Here is a 13,492-nt window from a genome sequence, read left to right as displayed (position 1 = left end):
ATGGACTCAACAACTGCGCTCAGGAGGCTTCTGGTTCTGGGGTTTCTGCTGCCTGGGCTGGTTCAGGAGCTTCTGTACCGGGAACCACCCGAGGAGCAGGTAAAGGACCCTCTTGCTTCACGGTGAGGTAGCGAATCACGTCTTCGCTAATCCGCATTGCTTTTTCCAGCACCTCAACCTGCTGCCCATCGCCGTTATGGCTGAGTTGGACGTAGATGCCTTCCTTGTGCTTAGCGATCGGATAAGCGAGTCGTCGCTTGCCTCGCATCTGGTTGTCGAGAACCTCGGCACCCGCTTCCACGATCATGTCGCGGTATTTGGTGACGTGGCTTTCAACTTCCTCCTCCGGGATGTCCGGACGAAGGATGTACATGGTCTCGTAATACGGATCGAGCGTCATGGGCTGTGCCGACTGGGGACTTCAGGCTCACCGAAGTGAGCGACGAATCCATCACCTTATCTCCTCGCGTGCGCAAGGACTTTCCTCAATAGAGCTGCATGCGCACGGCTTGGCTGAGCCCTGGCAAATCGGGCTCACGCCCCCGAAGGCATTCGACGATCGCGAACACCAAGATGGCCAGGACTGCAATGACGACTGTGCTGGAGAGGGTTCCCACAAGCAAAGTGTCTCCACCAATGGGCCTTAATAAAATGCTGAAGGCGAAGCTCAGAACTATCACCACGATGTCGGTGAGTAGAGCTTGGAGAGCGTTGAAACGCAGGAAGTAAGGCACGTTGGGATTGCGAACAACACCCAGAAACAAGACGAAAAAGAGCAACAGACCGCCAAACGGCACAACCCGTTGCAACTGAATAAACGGAATCGCAGGAACGATCAGCAATCGCAAGAGCGGAATTTGGTTGAAGAGCCCATCCATGCCAAGGCCGAATGGCACTGCATCACCCCACGGCAGCAGGTAGATCAATGGGGCGACGCATCGCTGCCAGAGGGGTATCTCCAAGATCGATCAATGAATTCATCCGACGCTAGCTAGGGGTTCAGGGCAGCTTCGGCAGCACGTCGCATGGTCTCGACTGGAACATCGTTGCGATCACTCCACAGGCGAAGTGATGCAGCACCTTGCTGCACCAGCATTTCCAGCCCATCGATGCATCGGTGGCCTCGGGATTGTCCCCAACGAAGCCAAGCAGTGGGGCGCGGTGTGTAGACCAAGTCGTAGAGCATTGCGGATTCTTGCAAGTGGCTCCAGATCGCTTCACCAAGGGGGAAGGCTTGGGCATCCCCATGTTGTGCCATGCCGACGGGGGTGGTGTTCACCACTAAATCTGCCCGCTTCATGAGCGAAGCAAGGTCTGGGGAGGACTGAAGACACGCGGTGAGTGGTGCGTCTTTGCGTTGAAGATCTGCAATGAATGCATCGAGGGCCTCTTGGCGGCGACCAATCACCGTGATGGAGGACAGTCTCAGGCTCTGTAGTCCTGCTGCAATCGCACGGGCGGAGCCACCGCAGCCGATGATCGCCCCATGGCAATTCTGCCAACTGGATTGTTCACCCAACGGGGTTAGGAAACCTTCCACATCGGTGTTGGTGCCGTGCCAGCCGCCGGAGTCGAGTGGGATCAGGGTGTTTACGGCGCCAAGCCGTTTTGCGAGGGGGCTGAGCTCCTGGCACAGCTCGGCCACATCTTGTTTGTGCGGAATGGTCACGTTGAGGCCGCGGCAATTCACGGCCCGCAGACCTTGAAGGACTTCCTTGAGATTTTCGCTTGCGCAGGGGAGGGCGAGGTAGCTCCAATTCAGTTGCAAGGCCTGGAGTGCGGCGTTGTGCATAGCCGGCGATAGGGAGTGCCGCACAGGGTTGCCAAGCAGTCCTACTAGGCCTGTATCGCCGTTGATCATCGGGTCGCCGGATCGCTTCTCCAGCCTGCCTGTTCGGGAACCCCACCTCGCCTCTCATGGGGTCTCCTGATGAGGATGACGCCATACAGATCACTTTTTAGGGAAGGGCACCGATGGGCAAAGTTGTCGGCATTGACCTTGGCACCACGAACAGCTGCGTTTCTGTGATGGAGGGTGGTAAGCCCACCGTTATCGCCAACGCCGAGGGCTTCCGCACAACGCCCTCCGTTGTTGCATACACCAAGAACCAAGACCAACTGGTTGGCCAAATCGCCAAACGCCAGGCGGTGATGAATCCGGCTAACACGTTTTATTCGGTCAAGCGCTTCATCGGCCGTCGGGTTGATGAGGTGAGCGAGGAACAGAAAGAAGTGAGTTACGGAGTCGAAAAATCCGGCTCGAACGTGAAAGTGAAATGTCCTGTGTTGGACAAGCAGTTTGCCCCGGAAGAGGTGTCTGCTCAGGTGTTGCGCAAGTTGGCGGAAGATGCAGGCAAGTATTTGGGAGAGAGCGTCACCCAAGCGGTAATCACAGTTCCTGCGTACTTCAACGACTCACAGCGCCAGGCGACGAAGGATGCTGGAAAGATCGCTGGCCTTGAGGTGCTTCGCATCATCAACGAGCCCACAGCGGCGGCTTTGGCCTACGGCCTCGATAAAAAGAGCAACGAACGAATTCTGGTTTTTGACCTCGGCGGCGGCACATTCGATGTCTCTGTTTTGGAGGTTGGCGATGGTGTTTTCGAAGTTCTGTCCACCTCCGGTGACACCCACCTCGGTGGTGATGATTTCGACAAAGTGATCGTTGATCACTTGGCTGCAACGTTCAAATCGAACGAAGGTATCGATCTGCGCCAGGACAAGCAAGCTCTGCAGCGACTGACTGAAGCCGCTGAAAAAGCCAAGATCGAGCTCTCCAATGCCACCCAAAGCGAGATCAATTTGCCGTTTATTACGGCGACCCCTGAGGGGCCAAAGCACCTCGATCTCACTTTGACGCGGGCCAAATTCGAGGAATTGGCATCGAATCTGATCGACCGCTGCCGGGTTCCCGTGGAGCAGGCTCTGAAAGACGCGAAATTGTCTTCAGGTGAACTCGACGAGATCGTGATGGTGGGTGGCTCCACCCGCATCCCAGCCGTCCTTGAACTGGTTAAGCGCACCACGAGTAAAGATCCGAACCAAACGGTCAACCCTGACGAGGTGGTGGCTGTTGGTGCTGCGATTCAGGGGGGCGTTCTTGCCGGAGAGGTGAAGGACATTCTTCTCCTGGATGTCACGCCGTTGTCCTTGGGTGTGGAGACCCTGGGCGGTGTGATGACCAAGATGATCACCCGCAACACCACTGTTCCCACCAAGAAGTCGGAGACCTATTCCACGGCTGTAGACGGTCAGACGAACGTGGAAATTCACGTGCTCCAGGGTGAGCGCGAAATGGCATCGGATAACAAGTCTCTCGGAACCTTCCGGCTCGATGGCATTCCCCCTGCTCCTCGGGGTGTTCCTCAAATTGAAGTGACGTTCGATATCGATGCCAATGGAATCCTGAGCGTTACTGCCAAGGACAAGGGCAGCGGCAAGGAGCAGTCCATCTCGATCACCGGTGCTTCGACCCTGTCGGATTCTGAGGTCGACAAGATGGTGAAGGACGCCGAGACCAACGCCAGCGCTGACAAGGAGAAGCGTGAAAAGATCGACCTGAAGAATCAGGCCGAAACCCTCGTCTATCAGGCTGAAAAGCAGATGGGCGAACTGGGCGACAAGGTTGATGCCGATGCCAAGGCAAAGGTGGAAGAGAAGCGCATCAAGCTCAAGGACGCTGTCGAAGCAGAGGATTACGACGCGATGAAGACTCTGCTGGAGGAATTGCAGCAGGAGCTCTACACCGTGGGTGCGTCGGTCTACCAACAAGACGGCGCCCAAGCCGGCGGTGCAGCGCCTGAAGGCGACGCCGCAGCTGGTGCCAATGCTGCTGCTGGTGGCGGAAACGCCGCTGACGACGTGATCGATGCGGAATTCACCGAAACCAAATAATTTCTCGATCTCACTTTCTTGAGTTAAGGGCCCATTCAGGGCCCTTTTTTATTGGGATTGTTCAAAAACCGTTCGCATCATTAGCGAAGCCATTGGCGATCCATTCAGCCGTTGCGGGAGCGAGTAAAACGCCGTTTCGGTAATGGCCCGAGGCCAAAATGAGTCCTGGTTCGAGTGCTTCGAGCAGTGGAGCGGGGCGGTCCACCGGACGTGCGCGTAAACCGCTCCATTGGTCAATCGGTTCGGCGTTTTTTAACCAGGTTGGTGCTCTGTCGTTCAGAGATCGCATCAGTTCTAAGGGGCTGTGCGCCGCTGAATCTCCTGGCTCGACGGTTGCTCCCAGAAGCAACCGTTTTGGGCCGTTCGGGATCAAATTAAATCCCTGGTCCACCAGCACACTGGGCCATCCTTGCCAATTGGAGGGTCCATCGGCGCATTGGAGGGCAAGGGCTTGTCCTAAGACTGGGCTGATCGGACGACTGTGGCCCAGCGGTTCGATGAGAGCTGGGCTTGCCAGTGCCGCGCAGATCACAACAGCATCGTGAACGCTTTTGTGACCTCCGCTGCCGTTGAGCTGCCAGCCAGGATTTTTGCGAGTTAGGGCATTGATGGGCTCTGGGACAAGCTCGACGGAACTTGATGCAAGGGCTAAGCGAAGAGCTTTTTGCAACAGCACTGGGTTGATTCGGCCATCGTTCTTGGATCGCAGTGCTCCGAACTGAGCGGTTGGCCAAATCGTCTCAATGTCGCCAGGCGGGATGGCCTGTATACCCAGATGACTTCTGTCGGATGCGAGCGTCCGCATGCGCTCAAAGGCGGAGGCGTCCTCTGCGATTTGAATGAGGGATCGATTCAGGCTGAGCGCTGGTTCGAACCGTTGCAGGTCCGCAATCCACTGCGGCCAGAGCGCCATGCTGCGCTGGCGCAGTCTCCATCCGCGACCACTGGTGCGACGGAACACATGCCCCATCAGCACACCCAGGGACGCACTGGTGCCATTCCCTCTGCTGTTAGGAATCCCCGTTTCGCTGGGCTGATTCAGCCTCGGATCGAAGAGAGCGACCTGATGTCCCCCTTGAGACAGCTGCCAAGCAGTGCTGAGGCCAATGGCTCCAGCACCAATAACAGCGACGGAATGCGTCAGCTCAATGCCTCAGCTGGAATGACGTCGGAATAGGCATCAAAGCTTGCAGCAAGATTGCCGTAGGCCTTCTGCATTTGACCGGCATCCTGCAGGCGTGCTGCTTCATCAAGGCCTGCCAAGGCATCTTTCAAGGAGCGTGACAGCTTGTCGGCGTTTTTGCGCTCAGTGCGATCGAGGGATTTGTTGATGAACAACATTTCGCGACCCACTTCCTGCATGGGGCCATGAATCAGGTTGCGGGTGAAGGTCCAATCTTCATTACTCACAAGACGAGCGAGTTCAGGCAAACGTGCTTTCGTATTCGTGAATGCTTCGGCTTGACGCTTCAGAACGCTCAGATCGTCGGGTTTGCTGGATGCGGCTTCACTGCTGGCCGGAATCATCAAACCCCAACAAAGGCCGATGCAGAGGCAGAACGCGGCGAGGCGGCGTATGGCCTTCAGCATGATTAGAAAATAATTTCTGCGACTTTAACCAGAGGCTTTGTTGCGGGAGAATTTGTTTTTAAAAGTGTGATGGTGAGTGAGGCCACGGTCATCCTTCAGATGATCTGTCCCGATCGTTCTGGTCTTGTGAGTGATCTTGCGGGGTGGGTGGCAGCAAATGGTGGAAACATCCGCCATGCCGACCATCACACCGACGTGGGTGCTGGCTTGTTCCTGAGTCGGATTGAATGGACGCTCGACGGGTTTGGAATTCCTCGACAGGCTCTGCCGGAAGCGGCCTGTGCCCTTGCAGATCGGCTCAAGGGTCAGGTCCAGCTTCATTTTTCTGATGATCTGCCAAAAGTTGCAATTTTTGCCAGTAAGCAGAGCCACTGTTTGTTTGACCTGCTCTGGCGCGTGCAGAGCGGTGAATTGGCGATGCAAGTGCCTTTGGTAATTGCCAATCACCCTGATTTAGAAGAGCTATGCAAGGGTTTTGGCGTCCCTTTCTTTTGTGTTCCAGTGACCCCGGCATCAAAGTCCGAGGCAGAGCTCACGATCCTTCGTTTGCTTGAAGAACACGGGATTGAACTTGTTGTTCTTGCCAAGTACATGCAGGTGCTCAGCTCTGGATTCCTAGAGCGCTTTCCCAATGTGATCAATATCCATCACTCCTTCCTCCCGGCTTTTAAGGGTGCTCAGCCCTATCACCGTGCTTGGGAACGAGGCGTCAAATTAATTGGTGCCACAGCGCATTACGTCACTGAAGATCTTGATGACGGACCGATTATTGAGCAGACGACTGTTCACGTCAGTCATCGGGATGAAGTGAGTGACCTGATTCGGAAGGGCCGCGACACCGAACGGCTGGCACTTGCGAGGGCCCTTCGTTTGCATTTGCGACGCCAGGTGATGGTGTATCGCGGCCGTACAGCAGTGTTCGCGTGATGGGGTTGGTGGTGTGAGAAAGCTCTCTGGAGGCCAGACATTTCGATTGGGCATGTTTTTGCTTCCCTCCAGTGCTCTGTTGGGGGGGCTCTGCTTTCTGGTGGCTTGCATCAGCGGCAGCCAAGGCCGTGAGCAGCCGATCTGGCGCGATCCATGGACGCAGCCTTTGTTGTTGGCTGGTTTGCTGATGTTGGGGGGGGCTTGTTTTGCCCAGTCAGGAGCTTTGGCCTGGGCGGGCCTGGCCAATTGGCTGCCCTTCTTTTGGGCTTACTGGGCTTGTCGACCTCACCTCGAGACGGTGAAACAACGTCGTCAGGCGGCTTGGATGCTCGTGGCCGGCACGGTGCCTGTCGTGGTCACAGGGTTCGGGCAGATGCTGTTGGGTTGGTCTGGTCCTTGGCAACTCGGGGGTGGCGCGATTGTTTGGTTTGTTGCTCCTGGAGGAGAACCCAGTGGCCGTCTTTCTGGCTTATTTGATTACGCCAACATTGCTGGGGCTTGGTTAGGGGTGGTGTGGCCTCTGATGTTGGCGTGTGTGCTCCGACCAGATGGTTGGTGGCGGCGTAGTGGTGCATTGGCCTTAGCCCTGTCGACGGCTGTTGCGGTGTTGTTTACCCAGTCCAGAAATGCCATGGGCGCTCTTGCCCTTGCGTTGCCATTGGTGGTCGGGCCATTGCAGTGGACTTGGCTGCTGCCGCTTTTGGCGGTGTTAACCGTGCCCTTGGCTTTGGCGGTGTTGCCGGGCATTCCGATCGGTTTAAAAAGTTGGTCCGTTGCCCTCTTGCCTGATCGCATTGCAGAGCGCCTGTTGGATCAAGGAACGCCGACGGCTTGGAAGCACACCCGCCTAGGCCAGTGGGTTTATGGCATCGAACTGGTGGCGGCCCGCCCTTGGTTCGGATGGGGTGCGGCTGCGTTCAGCGTGCTGTACCCCATCTATGCGGCGAAACGGTGGCATGGCCATTCCCATAATTTGCCGCTGGAGTTGGCGATCAGTCATGGGTTGCCGGTAGCTGTTCTGATTGTTGGCACGGTGTTTCTCCTGTTGGTCGTTGCGCTGAAACGTGGAATATTGCGGCGAGACCCGCTCGAGCGGGCTTGGTGGGCGGCCGCGCTCGTGATGGTGATGATGCATGCCACCGATCTGCCACTGTTTGACAGCAGGATGAACATTCTTGGCTGGGTGTTGCTCGCTGGATTGGCGAACGTCAGTCAACCGTCAGTCAGTCAACCGTCAAAGCTTGATCGTGATGCTCTCGCAATTTCTGGGGAGCCAGCGGACCTCTGAGATGCGTCCAAGGCAAGGTGCGCTGGGAGTCCCATGGGTCATGCACCACGTCTGCCCATGGAGGTGGGAGCGGCTGTGTCGGTCCGGGCATTGGTTTCAGTTCACCGTTCAACGCAGCGCGGTAAGTCTTTTTCCATCCGCCCATGCTTTCCCGACCGTCTCCCACGGCAGCGATCACGGGCGCCAAGCGGCGATCACTTCTGGAGAGCAAGGCCTGAATCACGCTCCAGCCATAACTTTCCGGACGGAATTCAATCCCTTTGGGTTTCAGCCGTTTCGCCAGACGTTTCAGCCGTTTCTCCGCTTCTGGTCGGACGCCTTGCCATTGGAACGGTGTTTGGGCTTTTGGAACAAACGTGCTCACCCCGAGGGTGAACCGCAGCCCTTTGGTGTCACGTTTCAGTGCCAAAAGGAGTTCTGCAGTGGCTTCGATGTCGTCATCGGTTTCGGTGGGTAGCCCGGCCATTCCGTACAACTTGAGTCCGGTCAGACCGCCTTCTTTGGCGTGGCGCGCAGCTGCATGGATGGCTTCGGTGGTGAGTTTTTTGTTGACGACCTCTCGCATGCGTTCGCTGCCACTTTCGATGGCAATCGTGAGCGAGCGGCTGCCGCGTTTCGACAAGATCCTTGTGAGTTCGGGGGTCACGGTGGCGGCCCGTACGGAGCTCACACTGATGCGGGTTCCATCAAAGCGATCCTGATCCAGCCACTGCAGAAGGTCTGAGAACTGGGGATGTTGGGTGACGGATGCCCCTAGAAGCCCCAGGCGCTTGGTGGCGGTTAATCCTTTTTCAACGGCGGGGATGAGGCCGTCATCAAGCGATGGAGTGCGGAAGGGCAGGGTCAGATAACTGGCTAAGCAAAATCTGCAGAGCTCCGGGCAACTGCGTACAACTTCCACCATGTGGATGTCGGGCCAAGCTGCTTCTGGTGTCACGACTGTGGAGTGGCTGAGCGTGTTTCCACGCCAGGTTTGTTTTTCAACCAGCGCAGGGATAGCTGAATCAATCGGTTCCACAGCAATCAAGGTCCCGTCTGTGTCGTAGCGGGGCGCATAGAGTGAAGGCACATACACCCCGGGCACTTGGGCTAGGTGCCGCAAGCGTTCGTTGCGTGGACTGTGGCGGCACTGCTGCAGTGCATCGATGAAGGCGGGCAGCAGTAATTCACCGTCTCCAAGGAGCACGGCATCGAAAAAGGGAGCGAGTGGTTCTGGGTTGGCGGTCAGCACTGGGCCCCCGCCGAACACGATGGGGTCATCGTCACTGCGCTCGGCGGCCCAGATCGGAATGCGTTGGTTGCGTAAGAGCTCAGGAAGCACCGGCCCATCCAATTCCCAACTCAGGGACAGACCGAAGAGGTCGCAGTGTCGCGGTAGTGGATCGCCTTGGTCGGTAAACAGGCGGCGAACGTCGACGTCATGCCGTTGGGCGAGGGTGGCCCAGACGATTTGGTACCCAAGGCTTGTGATCCCAACGGAATACGTGCTTGGGAAGGCCAGTACGGCCCGCAGTGCATCAGGATCCGGCGGTGCTGGATCAAATAGGAGGGTTTCCTGATTCAGGAGATCAAGATTGGCTGTCTTCTCATCCTGCAGCTTTGCTGGTCAGCGTGACGTTGAGGACGCATGGTTTTGTTGGTTTGAAGTCAACAAATTAATCAAAGCCAATAAATGGTGGAAATTTTGCAATATTTAACTGATACATCTTGCGCCAATAGGTAATTTTAATGGTACTAATGAGATTTAGCTTGATACTTTTGGGTTAATTATTTGCTGTGCTTAATTCGCTTTTCGTCTGCACTCTCCATGCTCATTTGGCGTTCATATATGGAATGAGGGTTGAAGAGTCGGGCGATCAGAAAACTAGTGAGACAGGCCACCAGGATTGGTTTCAGGATCAGTAGGTCTTTCACCAACGCAAAGGCCAGGAACATTGCGGTGATGGGTGTGCGTGAACAGCCCGCGACGAAAGCGCCCATACCTGCGAAAACGTAGGTATTGGGAAGATGGCCGGTGAGGGATTGGACCCAATCGCCACAGGCCAAGCCCATGGCTCCGCCAAGGGTGAGCATGGGCATAAAAAGCCCTCCCGGTGCGCCGGAAGCCGCTGCCAGACCAGTGCTGAAAAACAGCACTACGAATCCTGCCAACGCTTGCGACACCCCCGTTTCGCTTGAGCCAATCATGTGGAACAGTTCATCGAGGTTGTGGAAGCTCGATGGCAAGGCGGCATAGACGCTGCCTAAAACGAGTCCGCTCAGACTCATGCGCAAAATCAGTCTGTTGCCAAACCAATGCTGTCCTTGGCGTTGCATCATCAGCACATAGCGGGTGTAAAGCTCCGCTAAGACACCAATTAAGGCGCCAAGGCTGATTAGATAAATCACATCGATGGGAAAAAATTCCACATCAATTGGAAATTTGCGTTCGAGTAAAAATCCCAGATTGGGTTGGAATCCCTTCGCACCAGAACCCAGTCCGAATACACCCAACACATCTGCCCATGTGTCTGCAGAAAAGGTGGTGATTAAAACCAGTAACAGCACCACCGGTCTTGCCGAGTGCAGTAACTCTTCGATCGCATAGATGAAGCCACCGAGCGGTGCGCTGAACACGGCAGCGATGCCAGCACCGCCGCCGGCCGCAACGATGACGCGCCGAAATGCGATGGGTGCTTTCAGCCATCGCGACATTTGCCAGGCGACGGATCCACCCATCTGAACGGCTGGACCCTCTGGGCCAAGGGGGAAGCCGCAGCCGATAGCAATGATTCCCGCCACCAACTTCACAAGACCCACGCGCAAGCCCATGGGAACCGACTTGTGACGCAGAAAACCCATGATGTGGGTGACCCCTGCGCCTGCGGCAGCTGGCGCAAAGTTGCTAATCAGCCACCCGGACACGAAGCCTCCGAATGTGCCTAAGACGGGTAGAACAATCCAGGCAGGAACCTCGTGAAGGAGATCACGCCGCCAATCACTTAAAACATGAATACCGCTTTGAAATAACAAACCGGTGATCGTGGCTCCAAGTCCTGTTAAAGACAGGGCCAGAACCACAACAAACCAGCGGCGTTCGAGCAGCCGTCGAATACTGCGACTTGAGATCAGAGGATCGTTTTTTGGGTTTTGGTCGTTGTTGCCTTGCAAAGTTGGTTTCAGGCTTGTGCCAAAACTGCGGCTTCGTCGTCGGCGCTCATCACACGCCCTTGGTCCTCGAATCCAGCAATTTGGTCGAAGTTCAGGTAGCGGTAAAGCTCATCCGACAGAGGATTGATTTTTTCTGCGGCGATGCGTTGGTACTCCTCGGGGTTGGGAATGCGGCCTAAAAGTGCACAAACGGCTGCTAGCTCTGCACTACCTAGATACACCTGGGCGCCTTTCCCCAAACGATTGTTGAAGTTGCGTGTGCTGGTGGAGAACACGGTGGTGTCGTCGTCCACACGGGCCTGATTTCCCATGCAAAGGGAGCATCCAGGCATTTCCATTCGACTACCAGCTGCTTCGAAGGTGGCGTAGTACCCCTCTTGCTTCAGCATTTGTTCGTCCATCCTTGTGGGTGGACAAACCCAGAGTCGAGCTTTGTTGCTGCCGGAACCTTCCAGCACTTTCGCGGCGGCGCGGTAATGGCCGATGTTGGTCATGCACGAACCAATGAAGACCTCCTGAACGGCGTTTCCAGCCACCTCGCTCAGCAGCTTCACATTGTCGGGATCGTTGGGGCAGGCCAGAACCGGTTCGGTGAGTTCATCGAGATTGATCTCAAGGATCTCGGCGTATTCCGCATCGGCATCTGCCTGAAGAAGCTGGGGATTCGCCAGCCAGTCCTCCATCGCTTTCACCCGTCGCGCGAGGGTTCGCGCATCGCTGTAGCCCCGCGCGATCATGTTCTTCAGCAAAGCCACATTGCTGCGTAAGTATTCACTCACCGTTGCTTCGGAGAGTTTGATGGTGCAGCCCGCGCACGATCGCTCTGCTGTGGCGTCGGTGAGTTCAAAGGCCTGTTCGAGTTTCAAATCAGGAAGACCTTCGATTTCCATGATTCGGCCATTGAAAATATTTTTTTTGTTGGCTTTTTCCACCGTGAGCAGGCCCCGTTGAATGGCCACCCACGGGATGGCATTCACCACATCTCGTAAGGTCACGCCCGGCTGCAGTGCGCCGCTGAATCGCACTAAAACAGATTCCGGCATATCCAAAGGCATGGCGCCGATGGCCGCGGCAAATGCCACCAAGCCTGAACCTGCCGGGAACGAAATACCGAGGGGGAATCGGGTGTGACTGTCCCCCCCCGTACCCACGGTGTCTGGCAGAAGCATGCGATTCAGCCAGCTGTGGATAATCCCGTCTCCTGGTCGCAGGGCAACTCCGCCGCGCTGAGCAAAGAAATCGGGAAGGTCTTGTTGGGTTTGGAGGTCGACAGGCTTCGGATAGGCCGCTGTATGGCAAAAGCTCTGCATCACTAAGTCGGAGGAGAAGCCCAGACAAGCCAGTTCCTTCATCTCGTCACGGGTCATCGGACCTGTGGTGTCTTGAGAGCCGACCGTGGCCATGAGGGGTTCGCAGCTCGTTCCGGGCTGTACACCGGGGAGTCCACACGCTTTGCCAACCATTTTTTGGGCCAAGGTGAATCCTTTGCCGTTGTCCTGAGGGGTGCTCGGGCGAATAAATACCTCTGAGGGAGGAAGTCCCAGCTGGTTGCGAACTTTGTCGGTGAGGGCCCTGCCGATCATGAGAGGAATTCGGCCGCCAGCCCGCACCTCATCGCTGATCGTGCTGGGTTTCAAATCAAAGTGGCTGATCACCGTTCCATCGCGTTCGACCGTGCCGGCATGGGGACGGATCGTGATCACATCACCTGTGTTCAGTTGGCTGACATCACATTCGATCGGAAGCGCGCCGGAATCTTCCGCGGTGTTGAAAAAGATTGGGGCGATTTTGCCGCCGAGAATTACGCCTCCAGCGCGTTTGTTTGGCACGTGGGGAATGTCATTACCCGTATGCCAAAGAACGGAGTTGATCGCACTTTTTCGTGAGCTGCCTGTACCCACCACATCGCCGACGTAGGCCACTGGATGGCCGTTCTCTTTCAGCTTCGCAATGGTGTTGAGCCCGTTGGGGTCTCTCGTCTCCAGCATCGCCAGAGCATGCAGGGGGATGTCAGGCCGTGTTGTGGCATGGGTGGCTGGGGAGAGGTCGTCGGTGTTGGTTTCTCCGTCCACCTTGAACACGGTCACGGTGATCGATTCGGCTAGCTCGGCTTTTGTTGTGAACCACTCAGCAGCTGCCCAACTGTCGACCACCTGCTTGGCGAAGCGATTGCTGGTGGCCAGGTCCATCACTTCATTGAAGGCGTCGTAAACCAGCAGCGTGCGGCTTAGTCCTTGGGCTGCACATTTGGCCAGTTCCTCATCACTGTTGTTCAGCAGTTCGATCAGGGCAGCCACGTTGTAGCCGCCAACCATCGTTCCCAGGAGCCGTGTTGCTTCAAGGGGCGTAACGAAAGGACTGCTCGCATTGCCCTGGGCCACAGCGCTAAGCCAGGTTGCTTTTACGTAGGCCGCTTCATCAACCCCAGGTGGAATGCGATCACTGAGCAGCTCCAGCAGGATCTGCTTTTGATCTGTCGGCGGATTTTCGAGCAGTTGAGTGAGGTCTTTGGTTTGCTCAGCAGTCAGCGGCAACGCCGGAACGCCCTGGGCTTCTCGTTCTGCGGCCAGCTTGCTGTAGGCGTTCAGCATGGTGATCAAAGTGCGTGGCAGATGTCCATTCTTCATGGACACGGGTCGGTTG

The 13,492-nt window shown here is 56.3% G+C and carries 12 protein-coding genes; 4 read left to right on the top strand and 8 right to left on the bottom strand.

Annotation, left to right across the window (positions count from 1 at the left end):
* Positions 1-19: 19 nt before the first annotated feature.
* The 3 genes from rpsF to SYNCC9902_RS11675 form a co-directional block, all read right to left on the bottom strand.
* Complete coding sequence (rpsF, locus tag SYNCC9902_RS11685; protein ID WP_011361040.1) at positions 20-400, bottom strand: 30S ribosomal protein S6; 381 nt, start codon at positions 398-400, stop codon at positions 20-22.
* Positions 401-485: 85 nt separating this feature from the next.
* A complete protein-coding gene (locus SYNCC9902_RS11680) occupies positions 486-962 on the bottom strand; it encodes a Tic20 family protein (protein ID WP_041425241.1) in 477 nt (158 codons plus the stop codon).
* 29 nt (positions 963-991) lie between these two features.
* Positions 992-1,861 (bottom strand): shikimate dehydrogenase, encoded by an 870-nt coding sequence (locus SYNCC9902_RS11675; RefSeq protein WP_011361038.1) that lies wholly within the window; start codon positions 1,859-1,861, stop codon positions 992-994.
* Positions 1,862-1,974: 113 nt separating this feature from the next.
* Between SYNCC9902_RS11675 and dnaK the strand changes: the two genes are divergently transcribed.
* On the top strand, positions 1,975-3,894 hold the full coding sequence (gene dnaK / locus SYNCC9902_RS11670) for a molecular chaperone DnaK (protein WP_011361037.1): 1,920 nt from the start codon (positions 1,975-1,977) through the stop codon (positions 3,892-3,894).
* A gap of 61 nt (positions 3,895-3,955) precedes the next feature.
* On the opposite strand, the gene SYNCC9902_RS11665 is transcribed toward dnaK, so the two are convergent.
* Together SYNCC9902_RS11665 and psbQ are read right to left on the bottom strand one after the other, a co-directional pair.
* On the bottom strand, positions 3,956-5,002 hold the full coding sequence (locus tag SYNCC9902_RS11665; RefSeq protein WP_369776188.1) for an NAD(P)/FAD-dependent oxidoreductase: 1,047 nt from the start codon (positions 5,000-5,002) through the stop codon (positions 3,956-3,958).
* Positions 5,003-5,034: 32 nt separating this feature from the next.
* Entirely contained in the window at positions 5,035-5,484 is a 450-nt protein-coding gene (gene psbQ, locus SYNCC9902_RS11660) for a photosystem II protein PsbQ (protein ID WP_011361035.1), read from the bottom strand.
* A gap of 69 nt (positions 5,485-5,553) precedes the next feature.
* Here psbQ and purU point away from each other — a divergent pair, with 69 nt between their 5' ends.
* Both purU and SYNCC9902_RS11650 read left to right on the top strand, forming a co-directional pair.
* On the top strand, positions 5,554-6,411 hold the full coding sequence (gene purU / locus SYNCC9902_RS11655) for a formyltetrahydrofolate deformylase (RefSeq protein ID WP_011361034.1): 858 nt from the start codon (positions 5,554-5,556) through the stop codon (positions 6,409-6,411).
* A 52-nt stretch (positions 6,412-6,463) separates the two neighbouring features.
* Positions 6,464-7,699, top strand: coding sequence for an O-antigen ligase family protein (locus SYNCC9902_RS11650; protein ID WP_049749465.1), 1,236 nt, complete (start codon positions 6,464-6,466; stop codon positions 7,697-7,699).
* Here the strand turns inward: SYNCC9902_RS11650 and SYNCC9902_RS11645 are convergent.
* Positions 7,635-9,170 carry a B12-binding domain-containing radical SAM protein gene (locus SYNCC9902_RS11645; protein ID WP_232179306.1) on the bottom strand — a complete coding sequence of 512 codons (1,536 nt, stop codon included), beginning with the start codon at positions 9,168-9,170 and terminating at the stop codon, positions 7,635-7,637. The two genes, SYNCC9902_RS11650 and SYNCC9902_RS11645, sit on opposite strands and share 65 nt — an antisense overlap.
* On the opposite strand from SYNCC9902_RS11645, the gene SYNCC9902_RS12980 reads away from it, so the two are divergent.
* Complete coding sequence (locus SYNCC9902_RS12980) at positions 9,136-9,258, top strand: hypothetical protein (protein WP_255346177.1); 123 nt, start codon at positions 9,136-9,138, stop codon at positions 9,256-9,258. The genes SYNCC9902_RS11645 and SYNCC9902_RS12980 overlap by 35 nt on opposite strands.
* 208 nt (positions 9,259-9,466) lie before the next feature.
* Here SYNCC9902_RS12980 and SYNCC9902_RS11640 read toward each other — a convergent pair whose 3' ends face one another.
* Both SYNCC9902_RS11640 and acnB read right to left on the bottom strand, forming a co-directional pair.
* Entirely contained in the window at positions 9,467-10,849 is a 1,383-nt protein-coding gene (locus SYNCC9902_RS11640; protein ID WP_011361031.1) for a ClC family H(+)/Cl(-) exchange transporter, read from the bottom strand.
* A gap of 8 nt (positions 10,850-10,857) precedes the next feature.
* Positions 10,858-13,440 (bottom strand): bifunctional aconitate hydratase 2/2-methylisocitrate dehydratase, encoded by a 2,583-nt coding sequence (gene acnB, locus SYNCC9902_RS11635; RefSeq protein WP_011361030.1) that lies wholly within the window; start codon positions 13,438-13,440, stop codon positions 10,858-10,860.
* Between the last annotated feature and the right edge of the window lie 52 nt (positions 13,441-13,492).

Origin of the sequence: Synechococcus sp. CC9902 (assembly GCF_000012505.1) — a bacterium.
Classification (GTDB): Bacteria; Cyanobacteriota; Cyanobacteriia; order PCC-6307; family Cyanobiaceae; genus Parasynechococcus.
Note: the sequence above shows the minus strand (reverse complement) of the source record. Positions and strands in the feature narration are given on the sequence as shown.